Origin of the sequence: Billgrantia tianxiuensis, assembly GCF_009834345.1 — a bacterium.
GTDB lineage: Bacteria > Pseudomonadota > Gammaproteobacteria > Pseudomonadales > Halomonadaceae > Halomonas > Halomonas tianxiuensis.
This window is the reverse complement of the sequence record NZ_CP035042.1, coordinates 414,670-438,709: the sequence shown is the minus strand read 5'-3', so window position 1 is coordinate 438,709 and position 24,040 is coordinate 414,670. Positions and strand designations below refer to the sequence as shown.

Sequence of the window (24,040 nt, the reverse complement as noted above, 5' to 3'; positions counted from 1 at the left end):
TGCCACCCGCATACGAAGGGATAGCCTTCTTTCATTCAGAAACTTGATGCTCGTCACCTCGCCTCAAACCACCTCCGCCACTTCCTCAAACGCCAGCCTCGTCCCCCTCGGGCGCTGGCTCGCGGGTTCTCCCACACCGAGGTTGACCAGGAAGTTGCTCTTGTAGCGGCCGTCGGGGAAGAACTCCTCGTCGACCATGGCGTTGTCGAAGCCACTCATGGGGCCGACGTCGAGCCCTAGCATGCGTGCGGCCACGATGAGGTAGGCGCCCTGCAGGGTGCCGTTGCGCCAGGCGGTGTCGCTGGCCTTGTCGGGGTTTTCGGCGAAGCGCTCGCGGGCGTTGGGCGAGCTGGGGAATATGCGAGGCATGAATTCGTAGAAGCGGGTGTCGACGGCAACGATCACGGTGGCCGGGGCTTCGTGTACCTTGTCGCGGTTGCCTTCGGAGAGCGCCGGCATCAGGCGCGACTTGCCCTCGTCGCTCACCACGAAGACGTAACGCGCCGGCTGGCAGTTCATCGAGGTGGGGCCCCACTTGAGCAGGTCGTAGAGTGCGCGCAGGGTGGCCTCGTCGATAGGCGCCGGCTTGAAGCCGTAGTGGGTGTGCGCTTCGCGAAAGACGGTGTCGAGCGCGGTGTCGTCGAGGGACTGACGAGGCATGAAACTCTCCAAATCGCGTTATGCTCATTTCACTTTACGCGTTCGTTACCGGCCGGTCACGGCCGATGCTACTCTCTTTACGACGCTACGCTTAGACATACGCCATTTTGGAGATCGCCATGCCGAGGCTTCTTTCGTTCGCCGGGCTCACTCTATTGCTGGGCATCACCTTTGCGCCCTTCACCTTCGCCCAGCAGCCCACACAGGAGTACCAGGCCTACGAGGACGCACTGGCCCGCGGCGAGCGCCACGCCAACGTGTGGCAGTACGGCTGGGCGGGTGTATACGCCACCACCCTGGCGGTGAACGCCTATCAGGCCAGCGAGGCGAATGACCGTGACGATCGCTACGACGCGCGGGTGGGCGTGGTGAAGTCGGCCCTGGCGCTGGCCGGCACGCTGATGGATCGCCAACCGCACCCGGCGGCCTACCGCGAGCTGCGCGAGGGCGATGGCGATATCGCGAGCGCCCGGCGATTGCTGCACGCAGTGGCCGAGGAAGAACGCCAGCGCCGCAGCCTGGAGGCACGCCTCGGCTCGCTGTTGGTGAATACGGCCTCGGGGCTGCTGATCGGGGTGGGCGACGGTCGTGGTCGCGACGGGGCAATCAACTTCGCCACTGGCATGCTGGTCAGCGAGCTGCAGCTACAGACCCAGCCGCGCCAGGCTTCGGTGGCCATCAACCGCTTCAAGCCGGCGCGGGTATCACTAGGGGATATCCATCTGGAGGGCGAATACGCGCTCTTGGTGACGCCGAACCAGGTAGGCGTGGCTCTGCGTTATTGAAGGCCGGGCTGGCTGCCGCCCGCCCCTTCCGAAGCACGCCCCTGGCGAATGGGGCGCCAGGCTGACACCTGAGTGAGGTAAACCCATCACCAATATGGTTATGATATAACATATCTGAAAAACGACTCTTGGCCTCCCAATGCTCGATACGTTGCTCTGGTGGCTCACGTCACCTTTCGATTACGTCTTCATGCGCCGCGCCCTGGCAGCCTGCCTGGCGCTCTCCTTCACGGCGCCGATACTCGGTGTACTGCTGACGCTGCGCGGCATGAGCCTGATGGGCGAGGCACTGTCGCACGCCATCATGCCGGGAGTAGCCATTGCTTTCATGCTGGCGGGCTTTTCCCTGCCGCTGATGATGTTCGGGGGCGTGCTGGCAGGCCTGGTCACCGTGGCGCTTGCCGGTGGCGTCACGCAGTTCAGCGGCCTCAAGGAGGATGCCGCCATGGCCAGCCTGTTCCTGATTGCCATGGCCAGCGGAGTGACCATCGTCAGCCTTTCGGGCAGCGCCCTGGATCTCGGCCATGTGCTGTTCGGCAGTATATTGGCGGTGGATGGCCGCACGCTGTGGCTGGTGGCACTTGGCAGCAGTGTCATTCTGGTTGGCCTGGCCATCTCCTTTCGTGCCTTGGTGGTCGAGTGCCTCGACCCGCTGTTCCTGACGCTTCAAGGGCGCCACGCCGGCTGGACGCACGCGCTGTTCATGGTCCTGGTCGTAGTCAGTCTGGTGATGGGATTTCAAACGCTGGGAACTTTGATGGCGGCTGGGCTGATGCTGCTGCCTGCTGCTGCGGCGCGCTACTGGAGCCAGCGGCTCGAGGGTATGATCGCCATTGCCGTCGGCATCGCACTGGCTTCCAGCGTGGCGGGGCTGCTGGTGTCCTACCACGCTGGCTTGCCTTCCGGCCCTTCCATTATCCTGCTGGCGGGGCTGGGGTATGGCGTGTCGTTGGTTCTGGGGCCCTACCGGGGGTTGAGGACGGGCACCACCAGGCCGAAGCGCGTCATACCGTCGCGGCAGGCAGGGCAGTTGCGTTGAACGGTTCCCTTCCGCGCCAAATCCTGGATACTGCCGCCCTTGGAACGACCGATTTCAGACGCCACCTGTCGTAATGAGACTGCCACTTTGCCGGCTATCTTGTTATGTTATATCTTAATTGGTTTTTGCGAGGGCCACTCATGGCACACCGCACGCATCGGCATCGCCCCGAGGGGCCGTGCCATTTTTCGTTGATGTCGCTTTCCGCCACACGCCGCCTGCTGCTGGCCGCCGCGCCGCTGGGCGTCCTCTGGCTCGCCGTCTCCTGGGCGGCAGGGTGGTTGGGCTGATGGCCGAGTCGCCCCCTTCACGCCTGGAGCTTCACGACCTGCAGCTGGCCCAGGCCAACCGCACCGTGCTCGAGCATGTGAGCGGCCGCTTTCGCGACGGCGCGATCACCGCGCTTGTCGGTGCCAACGGCGCCGGCAAGAGCACCCTGATTCAGGGCATCATGGGCATGCTGCGCCCGGTGGCGGGCAGGGTGGTCTGCTCGGTGCCCAAGGAGCGCCGTGCCTGGCTGCCCCAGCAGTTGGCGCTGGATCTCACCTTTCCCATGAGCGTGGAAGAGCTGGTGATGACCGGCAGCTGGCCGAGCCACGGCGCGCTCACCGGTTACTGCGCCCGTCACTACCGACGCGGCCGCGAGGTGATGGCGCGCCTGGGGATTTCACACCTGGCCCATCGCCCGCTAGGCGAACTTTCCGGCGGCCAGCGCCAGCGCGCACTGATCGGTCGTACCCTGATGCAGGAAGCCGAGCTGCTGCTGCTCGACGAACCCTTTGCCAACGTCGATGCGGAAACCGTCGAAGTACTGATGACGGTATTGCGCGACATGGCGGCCGAGGGCGCCACCATCATCGTGGTATTGCACGACATGGAGCAGTTGGCCCGCCTGGCGGAGGAAGTCGTGGTGCTGACGGGCGGCCATGCCCGGTGGACCACCGCCCAAGCCCTTCTCCAGAGCCAGCCTGCCCACCTCGGTTCGGCACGGCTGGCCCTGGGCATTCCGGGGATCGACGCATGATGGAGCTGCTTTATGAGTGGCTGATCGCCCCCTTCGACTACGGTTTCATGCGCCGCGCCGCGGTGGCCGGCCTGGCTCTCTCGCTGGCGGCCCCGCCCATGGGTGTGTTCCTGATGCTGCGCGGCATGAGCCTGATCGGCGATGCCATGGCACACGCCATTTTGCCCGGCGTGGCGCTGGGCTTCCTCCTGGCGGGCTTCTCGCTGCCGGCCATGAGCCTGGGTGGCGTGCTGTCGGGATTGTTGATCGCGGTACTGGCCGGCAGCGTGTCGCAAATGACGGGACACCGGGAGGACTCGGCCATGGCCAGCTTCTTCCTGATCTCGCTGGCAGCCGGCGTCATGCTGGTCTCGCTGGGTGGCAGCAGCGTCGATCTCACCCATGTGCTGTTCGGCTCGATCCTGGCGGTGAACTCCACTGCGCTGGTGCTGATCGCGGCCATCAGCAGCGTGATCGTGATCACCCTGGCGCTGATCTTTCGCGCCTTGGTGGTCGAGTGCCTCGATCCGCTGTTCCTGCGTGGCCAGGGCAGGCAGGGCGGCCTGGTGCATGGCGTCTTCCTCGGCCTGGTGGTGCTCAACCTCACCGCCGGGTTCCAGACCCTGGGAACCTTGATGGCCGTGGGCCTGATGATGCTGCCGGCTACCACCGCACGCTTCTGGAGCAAACGCCTGGAGGGATTGATCACCATCGCCATTGTGCTGGCCGTTTTCGCCAGCCTCGGCGGGCTACTGCTCTCCTACCATCTCAGCGTTCCTTCGGGGCCGGCCATCATCCTGCTGGCTGGCGTTGGCTACGTGCTCTCCGCCCTGCTCGGCCGCCATCACAGCCTAAGGGCGAAGCTGCGGCGCCATGCCGTACCGCTAGGTACACCAGAACCGCACTGAAGATACCTAAAACACCAATTCCTTGAGGAGGCTTTCCATGCGACACGCTACACCCGCCGCCCTGATGCTGGGCGCCTCGGCCATGCTGGCTCTGCCTGCCGCCATTGCCGCCGAACGCGTCCAGGTCGTCACCAGCTTCAGCATCCTGGCCGACATGGTGCAGAACGTGGGGGGCGAGCACGTGGAGGTCACCTCGCTGGTCGGACCCGACAGCGACACTCACGTCTTTTCTCCCAGCCCGCGCGATGCGCGCTCGCTGGCCGATGCCGACCTGGTGGTGTTCAACGGCCTGCTGTTCGAAGGCTGGATGGAACGCTTGATCGACTCCAGCGACTACAGCGGACCGCTGGTGACGGCCACCGATGGCATCGAGAGGCTCGACTACCAAGGCCATGACCATGAGCATGCGCATGGTCACGATGACCATGACGATCACGACCACGACGACCATGGGCATGGCCACGACGATCACGACCACGACGACCATGGACATGACCACGATGATCACGGCCACGACGACCACGATGATCACGGCCACGACGATCACGACCATGCACATGGCGACTACGACCCCCATGCCTGGCAGGACCTGGCCATGGGCAAGGTCTATGTGGGCAATATCCGTGATGGCCTGATCGAGGCGGACCCGGACAACGAAGCCGCCTACCGCGAGAACGCCGAGCGCTACATCAACGAGTTGGAAGCCACCGACGCCGAGATTCGCGAGCTGCTGGGCGAGATTCCGGCCTCCACCAGCGTGATCACCGGCCACGACTCCTTCGGCTATTTCTCCAACGCCTACGGCATTCGTTTTCTCTCACCGGTCGGCCTCTCCACCGAAGCCGAGCCCAGTGCTGCCGACATGGCCCGGCTGATCGACGTGATTCGCGAGCAGAACGTACGCGCCCTGTTCCACGAGAACATGACCAGCCCGGCAGTGATCAACCAGCTCGCCGAAGAGACCGGCCTGCCCATCGCCGGTACGCTCTATGCCGATGCTCTCTCTGCAGAAGGTGAAGCCAGCACCTATCTGGGCATGATGCGCCACAACGCCCAGGTGCTGCACGACGCCCTGGCCGAGCCCGGCCATGACGATCATGGGCATGGCCACGATCACGACCATGATCACGGCCATACACACTAGACGTACCCCGGCATGACGCAAGAGGCGCCACACGCAAGGTGGCGCCTCTTGCGTTTCTCGAGTCGGTAACGGCCCTTCATGCGCAAACACCGGGAAGCGCGACTAAGCTGGTAGGCCTCTCATCGCAATCAACGCCCTGAACCCTGACACAACAAGACAGAGGGGAGGTTGAAGCATGCATGACGATGCCCAACACGAACGTGGGGAGAGGTTCCCTGCGCCACTTTCCCGCCGCACCTTTCTCGGTGTGGCCGCTGCCGCAGGCGCCACGGCGGTACTCAAGCCTGGCGAACTGCTCGCCCGGCAGCGCCCCTGGGATGGTTCACTCGTTTCCTATCCCGACCCGGCCATCGAGGTCGTCGACGAGCGTTTCGGCGCCTACCGTCTGGCCAATGCCGCGGTCGAACGCCTGGCCACCGGGTTTCGCTGGTCGGAGGGGCCAGTCTACTTCGGTGACGGCGGCTATCTCGTCTGGAGCGACATTCCCAACAATCGGCAGATGCGCTGGCTCGAGGAAACCGGTGAGGTAAGCGTCTTCCGCCAGTCATCCAACTACTCCAATGGCAACACCCGCGACCGCGAGGGACGACTGCTGACCTGTGAGCATGATACGCGCCGGGTGACCCGAACCGAGCACGACGGCAGCATTACCGTGCTGGCCGACGAGTTCGAGGGCAAGCCGCTCAATGCCCCCAACGACATCATCGTGCATCCCGACGGCGGCATCTGGTTCACCGACCCGGGCTACGGCATCCTGATGCACTACGAGGGGCATATCGCCGATTTCGAACTCCCTGAGGCCGTCTATCGAATCGACCCTGGCAGTGGCCGGCTGGAAAAGATGGCCGAGGTCGCCAAGCCCAACGGTATCGCCTTTTCCCCGGACTACTCCCGTCTCTACGTCTCCGATACGGGCGGCACCCACACCCCCGACCACCCCATCAGATTCTGGCCTGGGACGTCGTGGATGACGGCACCCGCCTGGCCAACGAGCGCCAGTTCGCCGAGGTCGGGCCGGGCTTCATCGATGGCCTGGCCGTGGATGTGGACGGCAATCTCTGGTGTGGAGCGATCTTCGGCGGTCTGTTCGGTGCCGAGGACCACGACGGAGTGCATGTCTACGCCGATGACGGCACGCTGATCGGCAAGATTCATCTACCTGAGCCCTGCGCCAACGTCTGCTTCGGTGGTACCAGGCGCAACCGCCTGTTCATGACCGCCAGCCAGTCGCTCTATTCCGTCTACGTCGAAACCCAAGGCGTAGCGGTGTGGGCAGGCAGAGCATAATTTCCCGACAGGTTAGCCGAACCGCAGCGGAGGTGGTTCAGCCCCTCCGCCTTTTGGCTTCTTTCGTCTATCCGTGGCGTTGCGCGCTCGTTCCCGACTCATGACCGGCCGCCATTCGGCATGCCTCCCTCTCTTAGGCCCTGGCACGTTCTGCCATCTTCATCTGCTCGCGCTCACTTGGCCAATTTTCGAAGAAAAACTAACCAATTGATTTTTATAATCAATAACACCTTTTCCAAGTGCTTTTTATTTCTCCTCCGTTAAGCCTGCAGAGTTTCGCAAATGTTGTTGCAGCCGAAATGGCACGAAATGCAAACATTGTGGCGCGATGCGTAAACCTGGCCACTCGCTTTCTTCCTACCATGAACGGGGCGTGCATCGGGAAGTAGCCGACTCGACCGTCAGCTCACACCCTTTGCACAAAAGTTCACCAAATTATGCACAGGCTTATCCACAGCCTGCCGCATCGACCCGCAGCCTCTTACAACAACGACAAGGGCAGACAATGACAACGACACGCCGCTTCACCCTGGGAGCGCTCGCCGCCTCCATCATGCTCGCCGGCCACACCGCACACGCCGAGATCACCGACAACGAGATTCGCATCGGCTACCTCGCCGACATGTCGGGCCCCTATCGCGATCCCATTGGCCCCATGGGACAGGACGCCATCCAGATGGCTATCGACGATGTCGGCGGCAGCGTTGCCGGCGCCAACGTCGTGGTGTTCAGCGCCGATGATCGCAACAGCCCCGACGTGGGCTCGAGCATCGTTCGCGAGTGGATCGACGAGCGCAACGTCGACATGGTCACCGGCCTGGTGGCCTCTTCCGTCACTCTGGCCGCCGTTCGCCTGCTGGAGGAGGAGAATCGCCTGGGCCTGGTCAACGGCGCCGTCTCTTCCGGCGTCACCAACGAGAGCTGTTCGCCCAACCACATTCACTGGGTCTACGACACCTGGGCCATGTCCAACGGCACCGCCAAGGCGATCACTCAGGAGGGCCACCACAACTGGTACCTGCTCAGCGCCGACTACTCCTTCGGCCACGCCCTGGAAGGCGACGTGGAGCGCGTGGTACTCGAAAACGGCGGCAGCGTCGTGGGCAAGGCACGCCACCCCTTCCCCAGTAGCGATTTCTCCTCGTTCCTGCTGCAGGCCCAGGCCTCCGGTGCCGACGTGATCGCCCTCAACAATGCCGGCTCCGACACCATCAATGCCATCACCACGGCTGGCGAATTCGGCATCACCCAGGCCGGGCAAGTGCTGGCCGGCATGGTGCTGTTCAGCACCGACGTGCGCAGCATCGGCCTCGATGCCGCCCAGGGGCTGCAGTTCACCAAGGCCTGGTATTACGACCTCAACGACGAGACCCGCGCCTGGGCCGAGCGTTTCCGCGAGCGTACCGGCAGCATGCCGACCATGGTTCACGCCGGGCTCTACTCCAGCACGCTGCACTACCTGCAGGCCGTCGACGCCATCGGTACCGACGAGGCCCAAGCCGTACGCCAGCAAATGGCGGCCACGCCGATCAACGACATCTTTGCCACCGGCGGCTACATCCGCGAAGACGGCCGCATGGTGCATGACATGTATCTGGTGGAAGTGAAGACCCCGGAAGAATCGCAGAACGAGGATGACCTGTTCCGCGTGGTGCGCACCATTCCCGCCGAAGAGGCCTTCCGCCCGCTTTCCGAAAGCCAGTGCCGGCTGGTCGCCAACGGCGCCTGAGCCAGGAGGAAGAGATGAGGATTCAGCAGAACACCATCGGCGCTGCGCTGAGTCGCAGCGCGCGCAAGCACGGCGACAAGCTGGCGCTGGCCTTCGAGAGCCGGCGCTGGAGTTACGCCGAGCTGAACCGGGCGGTGAACCGGGTCGCCAACCGCCTGCTGGCATCGGGCCTGGCCCCGGGCGACCGCCTGGCCGCCTACGGCAAGAACTCCGATGCCTACGTGATCGCCTGGCTGGCCGCCACCCGCGCCGGCCTGGTGCACGTGCCGATCAACTTCGCGCTGAGCGCCGATGAGCTGCGCTACATTCTCGAGCAATCCGGCGCGAGTGCGCTGCTCAGCGACCTGAGCCTGGCCGACAACGTGGCCAAGGCGAGCGAAGGGCTCGGCCTCTCGCTTTCCGGTACCCTGCACGCCGAGGTCGAGACGGGCTTCGACGTGCTGCAGGTAGCCCTCGACAAGGAGAGCGGCAACGACAGCGAGCCGGATGTCGCGATCGACAGCGCCAGCCTGGCTCAACTGCTCTACACCTCGGGCACCACGGCGGCCCCCAAAGCGGCGATGATGACGCACCAGGCGCTGCTCGCCGAGTACATGGCCTGCATGGTGGAGCTCGACATCAAGGGCGACGAGCCGATGCTGGCCGCCCTGCCGCTCTACCACTCGGCGCAGATGCACGTATTCCTGATGCCGGGGCTGCTGCTCGGCGCCCCGGTCCACCTGCGCATGGCGCCACTGCCCGATGACTGCCTGGCGCAGATCGCCGGCGAGGGCATCGCCTCGTTCTTCGCCCCGCCCACGGTGTGGATCAGCCTACTGCGTCATCCCGATTTCGACACGTTCGACCTCACGACGCTGAAGAAAGCCTATTACGGCGCCTCGATCATGCCGGTGCCGGTGCTCGAGGAGCTGCAGCAGCGCCTGCCCGGTGTGGGGCTCTACAACTGCTACGGCCAGAGCGAGATCGCCCCGCTGGCCACGGTGCTGCGCCCCGAGGAGCACGCCGAGCGCCCGGCATCGGCGGGCCGCCCCATCCTCACCGTGGAAACCCGCGTGGTCGACCTGGAGATGAACGACGTGCCGCCCGGCGAGCATGGCGAGATCGTGCATCGCTCACCGCAGTTGCTGACCGGCTACTGGGATAAGCCCGAGATGAGCGAGGAGGCCTTCGCCGGCGGCTGGTTCCACTCCGGTGACGTGGGCTACTTCGACGAGGCGGGCTACCTCTACATCGTCGACCGCATCAAGGACGTGATCAATACCGGCGGCGTGGTGGTGGCCAGCCGCGAGGTGGAAGAGGGGCTGTTCAAGCACCCAGCCGTCTCCGAGGTGGCTGTGGTGGGCCTGCCCGACGCGAAGTGGATCGAGGCAATCACCGCCGTGGTGGTCACCAAGGAAGGAGCCGAAGTGAGCGAAGAGGAGCTGATCGCTCATGCCAAGGACCACATGGCGCCCTACAAAGTGCCCAAGCGCATCCTGTTCGCCGATGCCCTGCCCAAGAGCACCGCCGGCAAGATTCTCAAACGCCACCTGCGCAAGGAGCTCGGCTGATCCCATGAGCGCACCGCAAGACGACCTGACGCCGCTGTTCCACGACACCATCCGCCGCTTCCTCGAGCAGGAAGTGGCGCCCCACTACGAAGCGTGGGAAGAAGCCGGCGAGATGCCGCGCTCGCTGTGGCAGCAGCTCGGCGAAGCCGGCCTGCTGGGCATCGACCTGCCGGAGGCGCTGGGCGGCAGCGGCGCCGACTTCGCCATCGTTCAGCTGGCGCTGGAGGAGATCTCGCGGCAGGGCTTCGGCGGGCTGGCCAGCGCCTATAACATCCACGCCAACATCGTCATGCCCTACCTGCTGCACATCGGCACGCCGGCCCACCGCGAGCGCTGGCTGCCGGCCATGGCCAGCGGCGAGATCATCGGTGCCATCGCCATGACCGAGCCCGGGGCGGGCAGCGATCTGGCGGCGATGAAGACCCGCGCCAGCCGCACCGAGTCGGGCTGGCGGCTCGACGGCAGCAAGCTGTTCATCACCAACGGCCAAGTGGCCGACCTGGTGATCGTCTGCGCCAAGACCGATCCATCCGCCGGCGCCCGCGGCGTCTCGCTGTTCCTGGTCGACACCACGCTTGCCGGCTTCTCCCGCGGCCAGCCGATCAAGAAGATCGGCCAGCACGCCAGCGACACCGCCGAGCTGTTCTTCGACGACCTGCGCCTGCCGGAAGAGGCCCTGCTCGGCGAGGCCGGCGCCGGCTTTGCCTACCTGATGCAGGAGCTGCCCCGCGAGCGCCTCGGCGTGGCGGCTCAGGCCTTGGGCGCCATGGAGGGTGCGCTGGCGCTGACCCTCGACTACGTGCGCGAGCGCCGCGCCTTCGGTCGCGCCGTGGGCGAGTTCCAGAACACCCGCTTCACCCTGGCCGAGGTGCGCGCCCAGATCGACATGGGCCGCGCCTACTTCGAGCAGTGCGTGGCCAAGTACCGCCAGGGGGAGATGAACGGCACCGATGCCGCCATCCTCAAGCTCCAGCTCAGCGAGATGCAGTGCCGCACCATCGATGCCTGCCTGCAGCTGTTCGGCGGCTACGGTTATACCCGGGAGTACCCGATTTCACGCTTCTACCTGGATGCCCGCGTGCAGACCCTCTACGCCGGTACCTCGGAAATCATGAAGGAAGTGATCGCTCGCTCGCTGCTCGGCAAGAGCGACGCGCCCTGATCGCTCACAAGATCCAAGACAGGAGAATCTCATGCGGCTCGATTCCGTCGTCATTCTCGGCAGCGCCCGCACCGCCATCGGCAGCTTCGGCGGCAGCCTGGCCGGGCTCGCTCCCCATGAGCTGGGCACCGTCACCGCCCGCGAGGCGCTGGCTCGCGCCGGCCTCGAAGCCGGCGCCATCGACCATGCCGTCTACGGCCACATCATCACCACCGGACCGCAGGACGCCTACCTGGCGCGCCACATCGCCCTGGAAGCCGGCGTGCCCGAGGGCGCAGCGGCATTCAACGTCAATCGCCTGTGCGGCTCCGGCGTGCAGGCGATCCTCTCGGCGGCACAGCAGATCGTGCTCGGCGACAGCCGCCTGGCACTGGCCGGCGGCGCCGAGTCGATGAGTCGCGGCGCCTACCTGCTGCCGCCCCAGGCGCGCAACGGCCTGCGCATGGGCCACGCCAGCGTCACCGACCTGACCCTGGGCGTGCTCAGCGACCCCTTCGGCAGCGGCCACATGGGCGTGACCGCCGAGAACATCGCCAAGCGCTGCGGGCTCGAGCGCGAGGCCATCGACCGCTTCGCCCTGGAGAGCCACCGGAAGGCCGCCCGTGCCATCGCCGAGGGCCGCTTCGACGGGCAGATCGTGCCGGTCACGGTGCGCGAGGGTAAGAACGAGCGCCAGTTCGCGCGTGACGAGCACGTGCGCGACGGCGTCACGCTTGAGGACCTCGCCCGGCTCAAGCCCGCCTTCGCCAAGGAGGGGGTGGTCACCGCCGGCAACGCCTCGGGCATCAACGACGGCGCCGCCAGCCTGGTGCTGGCCTATGCCGACGAGGCCAGCAGGCGCGGTCTTGCGCCGCGTGCACGGCTGATCTGTGCCAGCACCGCCGGGGTCGAACCCGGCCTGATGGGCCTGGGGCCGATTCCTGCCGTGCGCCGCTGCCTCGACGAGGCGGGCCTCACCATCGCCGACATCGACGTGATCGAGTCCAACGAGGCCTTCGCCGCCCAGGCCATGGCGGTGGCGCAGGAACTCGACTTCCCCGCCGAGCGGCTCAATCCCAACGGCGGTGCCGTGGGGTTGGGGCATCCCGTCGGCGCCACCGGCGCCATTCTGACCATCAAGGCGCTGGCCGAACTGGAGCGCACCGGCGGTCGCTACGGGCTGATCACGCTGTGCATCGGCGGCGGCCAGGGCATCGCGCTGCTCATCGAACGCTGCGCCTGATCGAGGCGCAACCTGCCGCAGAGTGAAAACAAATACAAGGAGACGTAGATGAACACCGTCACGCCGAAGATTCTGCCCGCCACGCCCTCCGCCACCAACCCACCGCTGCTGATCGGCGAGCTGCTCGACTCCGGCGTGCGCATGGCCGGCGACAACCAGATCGTCTATCGCGACCTGAGCCGCCACGGCTACCGCCGCTTCCGCGAGCGGGTCCATCAGCTTGCCCATGCGCTCAGCGCCCAGGGCGTCAAGGCCGGTGACGTGGTGGCGGTGCTCGACTGGGACAGCCACCGCTACCTGGAGGCGTTCTTCGCCATTCCCATGCTGGGCGCAGTGCTGCACACCGTGAACGTGCGCCTGTCGCCGGAGCAGATCCACTACACCATGGAGCACGCCGAGGACGATTTCGTACTAGTGCATGAGGACTTCGTGCCGCTGCTCGAGCCCTTGGCAACGCGTCTGCCGCGCATTCGTGGCTACCTGCTGTGCCAGGACGCGCCAGCCGAGGTTCAGAGTTCGTTGAACCTGGTGGGCGAATACGAGGCGCTGCTGACCACACAGCCTAGCCATTACGATTTCCCCACCTTCGACGAGAACGCGGTGGCCACGCTGTTCTACACCACCGGCACCACCGGCAACCCGAAGGGGGTGTTCTTCACTCATCGCCAGTTGGTCCTGCACACCCTGGGCGAGGCCAACGCCTTCCAGACCCCGGGCTTCGAGCTGCTCAACCGCGACAAGGTGTACATGCCGATCACGCCGATGTTCCACGTGCATGCGTGGGGCGTGCCCTACACCGCCACGCTGATGGGCGCCACCCAGGTCTACCCCGGGCGCTACGAGCCCGACATGCTGGTCAAGCTGCTGGTGGGCGAGAAGGTCGACTTCTCCCACTGCGTGCCGACCCTGCTCAACATGGTGGTAAGCGCCGAGGCGATCGCTTCCGGCAAGGTCGGTCTCTCCGGCTGGAAGGTACTGGTGGGCGGCAGCGCCCTGACTCAGCCGCTGGCGCAGAAAGCCTGGGAGCTGGGCATCGATACTCGCAGCGCCTACGGCATGTCCGAAACCTGTCCGCTGCTCACCGCCGACATCCTGCCCCGGGACATCAACGAGGCCGACTTCGCGACCCAACTGCCGTGGCGCTGCAAGGCCGGCGTGCCCGTACCCTTGGTGCATCTCCAGGTGGTCGACGAGAGCGGCACCCCACTGCCCCACGATGGAGAAAGCGTGGGCGAGGTGCGCGTGCGCGCCCCCTGGCTGACCCAGGGCTACTACAAGGAGGAGACCCGCAGCGAGGAGCTGTGGCGCGACGGCTGGCTGCATACCGGCGACGTGGCGGTACTCGACGAGCGCGGTTTCCTGCAGATCCGCGACCGCATCAAGGACGTGATCAAGACCGGCGGTGAGTGGATTTCCTCGCTGGAGCTGGAGAACCTGATCGGCCAGTGCCCGGGTATCTCTGAGGTGGCGGTGATCGGCGTACCCGACGAGAAGTGGGGCGAGCGCCCCGCAGCGCTGGCAGTGCCCAGCGATCTCAACTACCCGCCCCAGGCGGAGGAGGTCCAGGCCTTCCTGCAGCGCTTCGTCGACGAGGGCCGCATCAACCGTTGGGCGATCCCGTCGTTCGTTCGCTTCGTCGATGAGATTCCCAAGACCAGCGTGGGCAAGCTCGACAAGAAGCGCATTCGCCAGGAGGTGTGAATCAGACAGCGGAGGGAGCAAGGGCCGCCCGGGCGGCCCTTTCATTATTGCTGTTCAACTGTCGTTCAACCGCAGAGCTGGTTACTGTAAGAAGATAATAAAAAGGTCTGAGTCGCTGCACTCAGAGCAGGAGCGACCACCCTGCGCAGCAGCCAGACCACCCACGAGAGGCCATTCATGTCGAACGTTCAGTATTACGATAACAAACCCTGGATGAGCCATTACCTCGCCGTCCGACCTGAAACCGGTGAAGCCACTGCCAGTCACCACCTGCACGATAACCTGCCGGCACTCATTCAGGCTGCCGGACAGAACTACAGCCAGCAGCTCGCCTTCACCACCTGCATGCCCAACGGCATGAACGGCCGCCTGACCTACGCCGAAGTGGAAGAGATGTCGGATGCCTTCGCCGTTTACCTGCGCGAATGTCTCCAATTGGAAGCCGGCACCCGCGTGGCCGTGCAGATGCCCAACTGCTTGACGCTGCCCGTGGTGGCCTTCGGTATTCTCAAGGCCGGCTGCATCCTGGTGAACGTCAATCCGCTCTACACCAAGCGGGAGATGGCGCACCAATTCAACGACAGCGGCGCCCAGGCCCTGGTCATCGTCGACATGTTCGTCGACAAGCTGGAGGCCATCATCGAGCAGACGGGCATCAGACAGGTGGTGGTCACCTCCGTTGCCCAATGGTTCCCACCCGTGGTGAAAGGGGTCTTGCAGCTAGTGCTCAAGTATTGGAACCGAGTGATTCCCAGGCATCGGCTGGACGTTCACACCATCGATCAGGCCCTGGCAAAAGGACGGCAGGCGAAGGCCGCCGGTATCGACGTCCACCAGTACTGGCAGCATCTGACCCGTTCGGATACCGCCTTGCTGCAGTACACGGGGGGCACCACCGGGGTCAGCAAGGGCGCCGAGCTGACCCACGGCAACCTGATCAGCAACCTGGAGCAGGTCGATTCGGTGGCCGGCAGTCACATCGAGCCCGGCAAGGAGTGCATCCTGACGGCGCTGCCGATCTACCACATCTTTGCCTTCACCGTGAACCTGCTGGCCTTTTACCACAAGGGCGCGCACAACGTTCTGGTGCCCAATCCGCGGCCGATCCAGAACTGCCAGCGCGCCTTCGACAACTACGACATCTCCTGGATCTCGGGCGTCAACACGCTTTACAACGCCCTGCTGAACGAAGAGTGGTTCACCGTCTACCCGCCCCGCTCCATGAAGGTGGCGCTGGCCGGCGGCACCGCGCTGCACAAGGCGGTCGCCGAGCGTTGGCGCAGCGTGGTGGGCAGCCCCATCGTCGAAGGCTACGGCCTGACGGAAACCTCCCCCGTGATCTGCTTCAACCCCATCGGCCAGGAGCGCCCGGATTCCATCGGCATACCCGCTCCGGATACCGATGTGCGCATCGTCGACGATCAGGACGAGCCGGTAGCGGTCGGTGAACCGGGTGAAATCATCGTGCGCGGGCCGCAGGTGATGAAGGGCTACTGGAACCGCCCCGAGGAAACCGCCAACGCCCTCAAGGATGGCTGGTTCTACACCGGCGACATCGCCATGATGAGCGAGGACGGCCACTTCCGCATCGTCGACCGCAAGAAGGACATGATTCTGGTCAGTGGCTTCAACGTCTACCCCAACGAGGTCGAAGACTGCATCGCCCGTATCCCTCAGGTGCAGGAGTCGGCGGTGATCGGGGTCGCCGATGCCCAGACCGGAGAGGCCGTGCATGCCTATGTGGTGCTGCGCGAAGAAGGCATCAGCGAGAAGGACGTCATCGCGCATTGCAAACAGGAACTGGCGGCCTACAAGGTGCCGAAAAAGGTGGTGTTCTGGGACGAGCTGCCCAAGACCCCCGTCGGCAAGGTACTGCGCAAGGAAGTGCGAGCCGCAGCCACTGGCGGTTGACTCTCATGGGTTGCGTAGCAGAGCCGATAACAACGACTCAATAACAACGAGACGCTGGAGCATAACGAATGCTGAGCCCATTGGAAGAGACCCTGCTCTCCCTCATGATGGTGATCATCATGTTCGGCATGGGGTCGTCGCTGACCTTCAAGGACTTCAGGCTGGCCCTGCGCCACCCGCAGGCCGTCGGTGTGGGGTTCGCCTCCCAGTACATGCTGATGCCGTTGATCGCCTTCGTCCTGTCGCGGATTCTGAATCTGACTCCTGAGCAAACGGTGGGCCTGATACTGGTGGGCTGCATGCCGGGCGGTACCACGTCCAACATCTTCGCCTACTTCTCGAAAAGCCTGCTCAGCCTGAGCATCATGATGACCATCTGCTCCACCCTGGCCGGTTTCATCATGGTGCCCCTGCTGATGGAGCTGTACACCCAGGGAATCGACGATGCCTTCCGCATTCCGCCGGATCAGATCGCCCGGCTGCTCTTCGTGCTGCTGATCCCTACCCTCATCGGCATGTGGCTGCGGCGCAGGAACTCCAACGTCGGCGCTGTCATCGAGCTGATGGGGGGCATCCTCGGTGCCATCGTCATCCTCTTCCTGGTGGTCACCTGGGTGCCCAGGAACTGGCGTCTGCTGGTGGAGACCGGCTGGGAGGTCTATGCCGCGGTCATTCTGGTGGGCCTGATCGGCTTCGCCTTCGGCTACCTGTTCTCCCGCGCGCTGCGGCTGAACCCACAGAAGGCGAGAACGGTATCGCTGGAGACCGGCATTCAGAACGGTCCGCTGGCGGCGCTGATCGTGATCATGACCTTCGCCGACGAAACCCAGCAGCTGATCCTGCTGATGCCGGTGATGTACTCGCTGTTCATCGTCATCAACTCCACCATTGCCACGCTCTTCTACCGCCGCATGACCCGGCACGAGGAACTGGCACGGGACCAGGCCAAGGTCGAGCCGGCCTGACGGCGCGGATTCAGGCGCTCTGGAGCAGGGACGCGCTCGCCCGCCGGTAGGCGGCGGGCGAGTTTCCCGTCCACCCCTTGAAGGCACGGCTGAAGCAGGCCAGGTCCTGAAAGCCCAGCTCGTCGGCGATGGCCAGCAGCGGTCGCTCGCTGCGGGTCAGGGCCTGAATGGCGAAATCGCGCCGAAACTCGTCCTTCACCGCCTGGAAGTGAGTGCCCTCGGCGGCCAGCCGCCGCGACAGGGTGCGCACCGACATGTGCAGCGCCCGGGCCACGTCATGCACCGAGCCCGAGGTAGCCAGATGGCGCGAAAGGTGCTCGCGTACGCGGTGCGACACCAGACGGTCTTCGAAGGAAACGTAGAACCAGTCGGCTGGTGCCCGGCGCAGGAAAGCGCCCAGGTGCTTCTTGGTCTGCCGGATCGGCTGCTCTAGCAGGGCGGCATCGAAGTAGATGGCGGTCTGCTCGCGCTCGAAGCTCACCTTGCCCGGATAGAAGTAGAGATAGTCGGCGCTGTGGGATGGCTGCGCGTAGGCGCACTCCATCATCACCGGAGGGATCTTGCGTGCGACCATCCACGAAGCGATACCGTGGAACAGCTTGAGCATCAGCTCGTGCACCAGGATACGGCTGCCCGCCGGCGGCCGATGCTCCACCAGCGCCACCCGCGCCAGCCCGTCCTCGACGCGATACTCATAGCCGAAGTCGTCCAGCACGATGCGGAAGAACAGCGTATAGCGATGCAGCGCCACCTTCAGCGTGGGCGCCTCCAGCACGCTCAGGCACAGCAGCTTGAGCGTGCCGCTGCGCAGCGGCCGGGCGAAGAAGCCCGGCGTCTCGTCGTCGTACGCGTTGACCAGCAGCCGGTAGAGCGTGGCGAACTGCTCCACGGTCACTCGCCCGTGGGGCGCAGTGAGCAGGAACGGCGAGATGCCCGCACGAGCGAGATAGCCCTCGCGGGCCGCCTCGCTCTCGGGCACCCCGCGGAACAGCTCGTTGACGAAATGCATGGATACCGTGACGGTCACGCTCGCCTCCCTCCGGCTTCGGCCTGGCGACATCGGGCCGCGAGCTCATGGTAAGTTACTCGCTGCCTTGGTTGGATACTCTGCAACCCTGGCATCATCGCTGCAATGTCGACGGGAGCCGCCATGCTCGAATTTCGCCAGGTTTACAAGACCTACGCCACGCCCCAGGGTCCGCTTGCGGTGCTGGAGGGCGTCGACCTCGAGTTGCGCGGCGGTGAGAGTCTGGCGCTGATGGGCGAGTCCGGCAGCGGCAAGTCGACCCTGCTGCACCTGGCGGCGGGGCTCGACTTGCCGGACAGCGGCGAGGTACTCCTTGCCGACCGCTCGATCTCCGCGCTGGACGAACCGGCCCGCGCCCGCCTGCGCCGCGATACCCTGGGCCTGGTGTTCCAGCAGTTCCACCTGGTGCCGAGCCTGAACGTGCTCGACAACCTGCGCCTGCAGGCACGGCTGGCCGGGCGCGAAACGCCCGAGTGGTCGGCGCACTTGATGCAACGACTGGGACTTGCCGGCCTGGAACGGCGCTACCCCGAGCAGCTCTCCGGCGGCCAACAGCAGCGCCTGGCCATCGGCCGGGCGCTGGCGCCGCGTCCCGCCCTGCTGCTGGCTGACGAACCCACCGGCAACCTCGACGAGACCACCGCCGGCGAGGTGCTGGCCCTGCTGCTGGAACTTGTACGCGAGGCCGGCAGCGCCCTGCTGATGGTGACCCACAGCGCCCAGGTGGCGGCACCGCTGGACCGCTGCCTGCGCCTCACCCACGGCCGGCTGGGCGCTCTCACGGAATCGGGGCTCACGCAACCGGAGCCGAGCCGCCGCTGATGCTGACCGCCTTCGCCACCCTGCTCTCCCACTACAAGCGTCACCCCGGCCAGCTCGCCATGCTGCTGCTGGGGCTGTGGGTGGCCAGCGCGCTGTGGAGCGGCGTGCAGGCGATCAACGCCTCGGCCCGCGACAGCTACGCCCGCGCCGAGGCGCTGTTCACTACCGGACTCGACCGCCTGGAGCGCCGCGACGGCGAGCCGCTGACCCGCGACGACTACCTGCGCCTGCGCCGCGCCGGCCTGCCCGTCTCGCCGCTGCTGGAAGGCAGCATCGAAGCCCCCGACGGCACCCAACTGACGGTGATCGGCATCGAGCCCTTCACCCTGCCCGGCGACAACGCCTTTGCCGCCGCCTCGAGCCAGGGCGAGCTGACCGATTTTCTCACCCCGCCATGGCAGACCCGCGTCGCCCCGGACACGTTGCCGGCGCTGGGAGTGAGCCACCGCGAGGCCCCCGGCGCCGCGCCGCGCCTGGCCGAGGCCCGGCTGCCGCCGCTGATCCTGGCCCCCAGGCTGCCTCCCGACACCCTGGTGATGGACATCGCCGCCGCCGCGACGCTGCTCGACAGCGGCGAGCGCATCACCCGCCTGGTCACCGCCCCCGACGCGCTCGAACAGGCCCCGGCAGGACTGGTACTGACCCGGGCGGCCACGCTGGTCTCGCCCGGCCAGTTGACCGAGAGCTTCCATCTCAACCTCACCGCCATGGCGCTGCTGGCGCTGGTCGTGGGGCTGTTCATCGTACAGGCGGCGCTGGGCTTGGCCCTGGAACAGCGCCTGGGGCTCTTGCGTACGCTACGCGCCCTGGGTGTGTCGGGGCGCGGGCTGGTCGGGCTGCTCGCCCTGGAGCTGTTGCTGCTGGGTGTCGTCGGTGCCCTGGCCGGCATCGTCAGCGGCGTGTGGCTGGCCCGGGCGCTGCAGCCCGATGTGGCGGCCACCCTGGGCAGCCTCTACGGCGCCGACGTGGCGGTCACCCTCAACCTGCCCTGGCACTACTGGTTCGGTGGTCTCGCCGTGACCCTGGGCGGACTACTGCTGGCCGGCAGCGGCGTGCTGTGGCGAGCGGCCCGCTTGAGCGTGCTGGGGCTGGGCCAGGCCCAGGCCTGGCGCAGCGGCTTTCAGCGTCAGCTCAAGCTGATGAGCGCGGCGGGCGGCGCCGTGGCCCTCGGCGGTCTGGCCCTGTGGCTGTGGCTCGCCTGGCAGCCGCCGAGCGAGGGACTGCTGGCCGGCTTCGGTCTGGTCGCCGCGCTGCTGCTGGCCAGCGCGCTGTGGCTGCCGCCGCTTATCGCCCTGCTGCTGGCCGGGCTCGGCCGCCTGCTGCGCCGCCGCCCCTTGGCCCAGTGGGCGCTGGCCGACCTGCAGCTGCAACTGCCGCGACTGGCCCTGGCGATGATGGCGCTGCTGATCGCGCTCTCCGCCAACCTGGGCGTGAGCAGCATGGTCGGCGGCTTTCGCCTGACCTTCCTCGACTGGCTCGACCAGCGCCTGGTGGCGGACTTCTACCTGCGCCCGCCCGTCGAGCAGCACGACGACATCCACGCCTGGCTGGCCAAGCACAGTGAGGTCGAAGAGCTGCTGCCCACCCGCCGCAGCGAGGGTACCTTGATTGCCGTGGAGCGCGACGCTGACACGCGCGAACTGGCCCTGCCGGTGGGCGTCTACGGCATCACCCCCGGCGCGGCGCTGTTGCCGAGCTGGCCGCTGCTGGCGACCCGGGCCGGCCGCGACGAAGCCTGGCAGGCCTTCGCCGCGGGCGAGGCGGCCTTCGTCAACGAGCAGCTCGCCATCGCCGAGGGGGTCGCCCCGGGCGACCGCATCGGCCTGACGGCGCCGGGTGGGGAAGCGGTTCTGCCGGTCGCCGCCGTCTACCCCGACTACGGCAACACCCGCGGCGAAGTGCTGCTGGCCACGCCGGAGCTCGCCCGCCGCTTCGCCGCCCCGCCGGGCTCCATCGGCATCGTGCTGGCGCCGGGCGGCGACGGGGCCGCGCTGAGAACGGGCTTGCGCCAGCACTTCGCTATCGGCGGCGACGAGTTGGTGGATCAGCGCGAGGTGAAGCGTATCGCCACCGGCATCTTCGAGCGTACCTTCACCATCACCCGGGCACTCTCTGCGCTGACCCTGGGGGTGGCCGCCCTGGCGCTGCTGGCGAGCCTGCTGGCCCAGGCCCGGGAGCGCCGCCTTCAGCTGGCGCCGCTGTGGGCACTGGGGGTGCCGCGCCAGCGGCTGGTGACGGTGCAGCTGGCCCAGCTCGGCGGCGCGTCCTTCGTGGTCGGCGCCCTGGCGCTGCCGCTGGGCATGCTGTTGGCGCTGGGGCTGGTGGCGGTGATCAATGTGGCGGCCTTCGGCTGGCGCCTGCCGCTGTACGTCTTCCCCGGTGAGATGGCCCTCACGCTGGCCACCGCGGTAGGCGTGGCGCTGGCTGCCGCCGCGCTGCCGGCAACGAAACTGTGGCGCACGCCGCCCCGCGCCCTGCTGGCGGAGGAGGCCACATGAGGCGTATCGCCATCTTGGCCGCGCTGCTGGCGGCGCTCTGGCTGGCGGGCTGCGGCGAAGAATCGCCACCCACCGAGACCGCCGGCTTCGCCGGGCTGGGCCAGGAGGCTGGCGACTTCGTCCAGGCCCACGAGGACATCCGCCTGAGTTTCCCCGAGGACCACGCCGCCCACCCGGACTACCGCATCGAGTGGTGGTACCTCACCGCCAATCTCGAGGACGAACGCGGCGAGCCGCTGGGCCTGCAGTGGACTCTGTTCCGCCAGGCGCTGACTGAACCAAGAGAGCCACTGGACGAACGCCCCGAACCCTCCCCTTGGGCCGCCGATCAGCTGTGGATGGCGCACATGGCGGTCTCCCGCGGCGAGACCCACCGCGTGGCGGAGCGCTTCGCCCGCAGCCATTCCGGGCAGGACGACGGCCAGGCGGGCGCGGTGGCCGAGCCCTTCCGCGCCTGGATCGATCACTGGCAGCTGGCCACTCGCGTCGATACCTCAGACGAGCCGGGCGGCACCTTCACCGAGCTCACGCTGACGGCTCACCAGGATGACGCGCACGGCGGCTTCGGCTATGACCTGACCCTTGTCGCCGAGGGGCCGCTGGTGCTGCACGGCGTGGGGGGCTTCAGCCAGAAATCCGCTGACGGTCAAGGTTCCATGTACTACAGCCAGCCGTTCTGGCGCGTGGAAGGCGAGGTCACCCTGGACGGCGAAACCCGCGCGGTGAGCGGGCGCGGCTGGCTCGACCGCGAGTGGAGCAGCCAACTGCTGGGCCCCGAGCAGCAGGGCTGGGACTGGTTCTCGCTGCACCTGGAGAGCGGCCACAAGCTGATGGCCTTCCAACTGCGCGGTGGCGGCGCCGACGGCGGCGACTACCGTTCGGGCACCTGGATCGACCCCGAGGGCGAGCCCACCGCGCTGGCCCCGGACGAGATCGGCATGACGCCGCTGGCCACCCAGCGCGTGGCAGGGCGCGAGGTGCCGACCCGCTGGCGCCTGGAGATTCCCCGCGCCGGGCTCGATATGATCGTCGAGGCGCCTCACGCCGAGCGCTGGATGGACACCAGCGTGGCCTACTGGGAGGGAGAGGTGATCGCCCGCGACGCCGAGAGCGGCGACAATCTGGGCATCGGCTATCTGGAAATGACCGGCTATTGAGGTGCGCGAGGAGATCCCATGAACCTGCTGGATGCCATGACCGCCTTCGTGCGGGTCGCCGAACTCGGCAGCTACACCCGGGCGGCGGAAACGCTGGACCTGTCGCGTACGCGCATCTCGCGTCTGATCATGGAGCTCGAGAGCCACCTGGGGGTGCGCCTGTTGCAGCGAACCACCCGGCGCCTGCACCTCACCGAGGCCGGCGAGAGCTACCTGGCCAGCGCCCAGGGCATCCTGCAAGCGCTGGATGAGGCCGAGGCCGAGCTGGGCGCCGGCAGCACCGAGGTGTGCGGACGGCTGCGGGTCAACGGCCCGATGTCCTTCGGCATGCGCTTTCTCTCGCCGCTGATCACGCGCTTCATGGTCGAGCATCCTGCGCTGGAGGTACGCCTCGACCTCAACGACCGCCGGGTGGATCTGCTGGAAGAGGGCTACGACCTGGCCATCCGCATCGGCAGCCTGCCCGACTCCACTCTGGTGGCACGGCGGCTGGCGCGCTGCCGCATGATAGCGTGCGCCTCGCCCGAGTACCTGGCCCGCTACGGCGAGCCGCGCAGCCTGGCGGAGCTGACCGAGCACCGCTGCCTGCGCTATCGCACCACCGGCGGCAGCGAGTGGCAGTTCGGCGGGCAGCGCCTCACGGTTCACGGGCCGCTGGAGAGCAACAACGGCGATGTGCTGACCCATGCCGCCGAAGCCGGGCTGGGCATCGCCCATCAGCCGAGCTTTCTGATCACCGAGAGCATTTGCCAGGGGCGCCTGGTACCGCTGCTGCAAAACGAGGAGCCGATCACCCTGGGGATCTACGGCGTCTACCCGGCGCGACGCCACCTGCCGGCCAAGGTCGAGCGGCTGCTCGACTATCTCGCCGAGGCCTGGGGCGATCCCCCCGAGTGGGAGCGCGAGATGGGATTGTCGCCCATTGCGCAATAAAGTTGTTCACCTGGAGAGGATTATCCCGAGTCAAGTGCGGCGTAGAGTGAAGGCATCCCTGACAACAACGGAGTTCTTTCCCATGCAAACCACCGCTACCCCGCTTGCCGCTGCACCTGCTCAAGCTCAGATCCAGTCTCAAAACCAGGCCCATGCCACCGCCCTGCTGCGTGTGTCGCTCGGCATCATGGCCCTGGCCCACGGCCTGCTCAAGGTGTTCGTCTTCACCGTGCCCGGCACCGTAGGCTTCTTCGAGTCGCTCGGCCTGCCCGCCTTCATCGCCTACCTGACCATTCTGGCCGAAGTCGGCGGCGGCCTGGCGCTGGTGCTCGGCATCTACACTCGCTGGGTGAGCCTGGCCCTGGTGCCCATCCTGCTCGGCGCCGCCTGGGCTCATGCCGGCAACGGCTGGGTCTTCTCCAACCCGGGCGGCGGCTGGGAGTACCCGGTGTTCTGGGCCATCGCCCTGCTGGTCCAGGCCGGCCTCGGCAGCGGCAGCTTCGTCGTCAGCCGCCGCTTCGCCTGACCTCTCTGCCT

At 66.4% G+C, this 24,040-nt stretch carries 21 protein-coding genes and 1 pseudogene; 20 read left to right on the top strand and 2 right to left on the bottom strand.

Annotation, left to right across the window (positions count from 1 at the left end):
* Positions 1 to 63 precede the first annotated feature (63 nt).
* Positions 64 to 660, bottom strand: coding sequence for a malonic semialdehyde reductase (locus tag EKK97_RS02000; RefSeq protein WP_159548435.1), 597 nt, complete (start codon positions 658 to 660; stop codon positions 64 to 66).
* 119 nt (positions 661 to 779) lie between these two features.
* On the opposite strand from EKK97_RS02000, the gene EKK97_RS01995 reads away from it, so the two are divergent.
* The 15 genes and pseudogenes from EKK97_RS01995 to EKK97_RS01935 all read left to right on the top strand — a co-directional run bounded on the left by EKK97_RS01995 (position 780) and on the right by EKK97_RS01935 (position 17,066).
* A complete protein-coding gene (locus EKK97_RS01995) occupies positions 780 to 1,445 on the top strand; it encodes a hypothetical protein (RefSeq protein ID WP_159548432.1) in 666 nt (221 codons plus the stop codon).
* Between the two features lie 139 nt (positions 1,446 to 1,584).
* Positions 1,585 to 2,484 (top strand): metal ABC transporter permease, encoded by a 900-nt coding sequence (locus EKK97_RS01990; protein ID WP_159548429.1) that lies wholly within the window; start codon positions 1,585 to 1,587, stop codon positions 2,482 to 2,484.
* Positions 2,485 to 2,624: 140 nt separating this feature from the next.
* Positions 2,625 to 2,774 carry a hypothetical protein gene (locus EKK97_RS23560; protein ID WP_201296996.1) on the top strand — a complete coding sequence of 50 codons (150 nt, stop codon included), beginning with the start codon at positions 2,625 to 2,627 and terminating at the stop codon, positions 2,772 to 2,774.
* On the top strand, positions 2,774 to 3,508 hold the full coding sequence (locus EKK97_RS01985) for a metal ABC transporter ATP-binding protein (protein ID WP_159548426.1): 735 nt from the start codon (positions 2,774 to 2,776) through the stop codon (positions 3,506 to 3,508). Before EKK97_RS23560 ends, EKK97_RS01985 begins: the two co-directional genes overlap by 1 nt.
* Positions 3,505 to 4,395, top strand: a complete 891-nt coding sequence (locus EKK97_RS01980; protein ID WP_159548423.1) for a metal ABC transporter permease — start codon at positions 3,505 to 3,507, stop codon at positions 4,393 to 4,395. Before EKK97_RS01985 ends, EKK97_RS01980 begins: the two co-directional genes overlap by 4 nt.
* Before the next feature lie 37 nt (positions 4,396 to 4,432).
* Entirely contained in the window at positions 4,433 to 5,539 is a 1,107-nt protein-coding gene (locus EKK97_RS01975; protein WP_159548420.1) for a metal ABC transporter solute-binding protein, Zn/Mn family, read from the top strand.
* A 175-nt stretch (positions 5,540 to 5,714) separates the two neighbouring features.
* Positions 5,715 to 6,392 (top strand): annotated as a pseudogene (locus EKK97_RS25270) (SMP-30/gluconolactonase/LRE family protein); the annotation flags it as partial.
* A gap of 110 nt (positions 6,393 to 6,502) precedes the next feature.
* Positions 6,503 to 6,826, top strand: a complete 324-nt coding sequence (locus EKK97_RS25265) for an SMP-30/gluconolactonase/LRE family protein (RefSeq protein ID WP_277987330.1) — start codon at positions 6,503 to 6,505, stop codon at positions 6,824 to 6,826.
* Between the two features lie 505 nt (positions 6,827 to 7,331).
* Entirely contained in the window at positions 7,332 to 8,555 is a 1,224-nt protein-coding gene (locus EKK97_RS01965) for an ABC transporter substrate-binding protein (protein ID WP_159548417.1), read from the top strand.
* Positions 8,556 to 8,569: 14 nt separating this feature from the next.
* Positions 8,570 to 10,105, top strand: a complete 1,536-nt coding sequence (locus EKK97_RS01960) for a fatty acyl-CoA synthetase (RefSeq protein WP_159548414.1) — start codon at positions 8,570 to 8,572, stop codon at positions 10,103 to 10,105.
* 4 nt (positions 10,106 to 10,109) lie between these two features.
* Positions 10,110 to 11,267, top strand: a complete 1,158-nt coding sequence (locus EKK97_RS01955) for an acyl-CoA dehydrogenase family protein (protein ID WP_159548411.1) — start codon at positions 10,110 to 10,112, stop codon at positions 11,265 to 11,267.
* Between the two features lie 31 nt (positions 11,268 to 11,298).
* The gene (bktB, locus tag EKK97_RS01950; RefSeq protein ID WP_159548408.1) at positions 11,299 to 12,489 is read left to right on the top strand and encodes a beta-ketothiolase BktB; all 1,191 of its coding nucleotides are present in this window, start codon (positions 11,299 to 11,301) and stop codon (positions 12,487 to 12,489) included.
* Between the two features lie 48 nt (positions 12,490 to 12,537).
* Positions 12,538 to 14,190, top strand: a complete 1,653-nt coding sequence (locus EKK97_RS01945) for a fatty acid--CoA ligase (RefSeq protein ID WP_159548405.1) — start codon at positions 12,538 to 12,540, stop codon at positions 14,188 to 14,190.
* Positions 14,191 to 14,367: 177 nt separating this feature from the next.
* Entirely contained in the window at positions 14,368 to 16,101 is a 1,734-nt protein-coding gene (locus EKK97_RS01940; protein ID WP_159548402.1) for an AMP-binding protein, read from the top strand.
* Between the two features lie 68 nt (positions 16,102 to 16,169).
* Positions 16,170 to 17,066: a bile acid:sodium symporter family protein gene (locus tag EKK97_RS01935; RefSeq protein WP_159548399.1), complete on the top strand. Its 897-nt coding sequence runs from the start codon at positions 16,170 to 16,172 to the stop codon at positions 17,064 to 17,066.
* A 10-nt stretch (positions 17,067 to 17,076) separates the two neighbouring features.
* On the opposite strand, the gene EKK97_RS01930 is transcribed toward EKK97_RS01935, so the two are convergent.
* Positions 17,077 to 18,093, bottom strand: a complete 1,017-nt coding sequence (locus tag EKK97_RS01930; protein ID WP_159548396.1) for an AraC family transcriptional regulator — start codon at positions 18,091 to 18,093, stop codon at positions 17,077 to 17,079.
* A gap of 123 nt (positions 18,094 to 18,216) precedes the next feature.
* Between EKK97_RS01930 and EKK97_RS01925 the strand changes: the two genes are divergently transcribed.
* The 5 genes from EKK97_RS01925 (at position 18,217) to EKK97_RS01905 (ending at position 24,029) form a co-directional block, all read left to right on the top strand.
* Positions 18,217 to 18,915 carry an ABC transporter ATP-binding protein gene (locus tag EKK97_RS01925; protein WP_159548393.1) on the top strand — a complete coding sequence of 233 codons (699 nt, stop codon included), beginning with the start codon at positions 18,217 to 18,219 and terminating at the stop codon, positions 18,913 to 18,915.
* Positions 18,915 to 21,413, top strand: coding sequence for an ABC transporter permease (locus EKK97_RS01920; protein WP_159548390.1), 2,499 nt, complete (start codon positions 18,915 to 18,917; stop codon positions 21,411 to 21,413). The genes EKK97_RS01925 and EKK97_RS01920 overlap by 1 nt, the downstream gene beginning before the upstream one ends.
* Entirely contained in the window at positions 21,410 to 22,570 is a 1,161-nt protein-coding gene (locus tag EKK97_RS01915; RefSeq protein ID WP_159548387.1) for a lipocalin-like domain-containing protein, read from the top strand. Before EKK97_RS01920 ends, EKK97_RS01915 begins: the two co-directional genes overlap by 4 nt.
* An 18-nt stretch (positions 22,571 to 22,588) precedes the next feature.
* Positions 22,589 to 23,503, top strand: a complete 915-nt coding sequence (locus EKK97_RS01910; protein ID WP_159548384.1) for a LysR family transcriptional regulator — start codon at positions 22,589 to 22,591, stop codon at positions 23,501 to 23,503.
* Between the two features lie 82 nt (positions 23,504 to 23,585).
* Positions 23,586 to 24,029 (top strand): DoxX family protein, encoded by a 444-nt coding sequence (locus EKK97_RS01905; RefSeq protein ID WP_159548381.1) that lies wholly within the window; start codon positions 23,586 to 23,588, stop codon positions 24,027 to 24,029.
* Positions 24,030 to 24,040 lie beyond the last annotated feature (11 nt).

Coding starts and splice junctions, on each gene's coding strand:
- EKK97_RS01955 (WP_159548411.1), top strand. CDS start 10,110: ATGAGCGCACCGCAAGACGACCTGACGCCGCTGTTCCACGACACCATC.
- EKK97_RS01920 (WP_159548390.1), top strand. CDS start 18,915: ATGCTGACCGCCTTCGCCACCCTGCTCTCCCACTACAAGCGTCACCCC.
- EKK97_RS02000 (WP_159548435.1), bottom strand. CDS start 660: ATGCCTCGTCAGTCCCTCGACGACACCGCGCTCGACACCGTCTTTCGC.
- EKK97_RS01940 (WP_159548402.1), top strand. CDS start 14,368: ATGTCGAACGTTCAGTATTACGATAACAAACCCTGGATGAGCCATTAC.
- EKK97_RS01905 (WP_159548381.1), top strand. CDS start 23,586: ATGCAAACCACCGCTACCCCGCTTGCCGCTGCACCTGCTCAAGCTCAG.
- EKK97_RS01975 (WP_159548420.1), top strand. CDS start 4,433: ATGCGACACGCTACACCCGCCGCCCTGATGCTGGGCGCCTCGGCCATG.
- EKK97_RS01945 (WP_159548405.1), top strand. CDS start 12,538: ATGAACACCGTCACGCCGAAGATTCTGCCCGCCACGCCCTCCGCCACC.
- EKK97_RS01915 (WP_159548387.1), top strand. CDS start 21,410: ATGAGGCGTATCGCCATCTTGGCCGCGCTGCTGGCGGCGCTCTGGCTG.
- EKK97_RS01985 (WP_159548426.1), top strand. CDS start 2,774: ATGGCCGAGTCGCCCCCTTCACGCCTGGAGCTTCACGACCTGCAGCTG.
- EKK97_RS01965 (WP_159548417.1), top strand. CDS start 7,332: ATGACAACGACACGCCGCTTCACCCTGGGAGCGCTCGCCGCCTCCATC.
- EKK97_RS01910 (WP_159548384.1), top strand. CDS start 22,589: ATGAACCTGCTGGATGCCATGACCGCCTTCGTGCGGGTCGCCGAACTC.
- EKK97_RS01935 (WP_159548399.1), top strand. CDS start 16,170: ATGCTGAGCCCATTGGAAGAGACCCTGCTCTCCCTCATGATGGTGATC.
- EKK97_RS23560 (WP_201296996.1), top strand. CDS start 2,625: ATGGCACACCGCACGCATCGGCATCGCCCCGAGGGGCCGTGCCATTTT.
- EKK97_RS01960 (WP_159548414.1), top strand. CDS start 8,570: ATGAGGATTCAGCAGAACACCATCGGCGCTGCGCTGAGTCGCAGCGCG.
- bktB (WP_159548408.1), top strand. CDS start 11,299: ATGCGGCTCGATTCCGTCGTCATTCTCGGCAGCGCCCGCACCGCCATC.
- EKK97_RS01925 (WP_159548393.1), top strand. CDS start 18,217: ATGCTCGAATTTCGCCAGGTTTACAAGACCTACGCCACGCCCCAGGGT.
- EKK97_RS01980 (WP_159548423.1), top strand. CDS start 3,505: ATGATGGAGCTGCTTTATGAGTGGCTGATCGCCCCCTTCGACTACGGT.
- EKK97_RS01995 (WP_159548432.1), top strand. CDS start 780: ATGCCGAGGCTTCTTTCGTTCGCCGGGCTCACTCTATTGCTGGGCATC.
- EKK97_RS01990 (WP_159548429.1), top strand. CDS start 1,585: ATGCTCGATACGTTGCTCTGGTGGCTCACGTCACCTTTCGATTACGTC.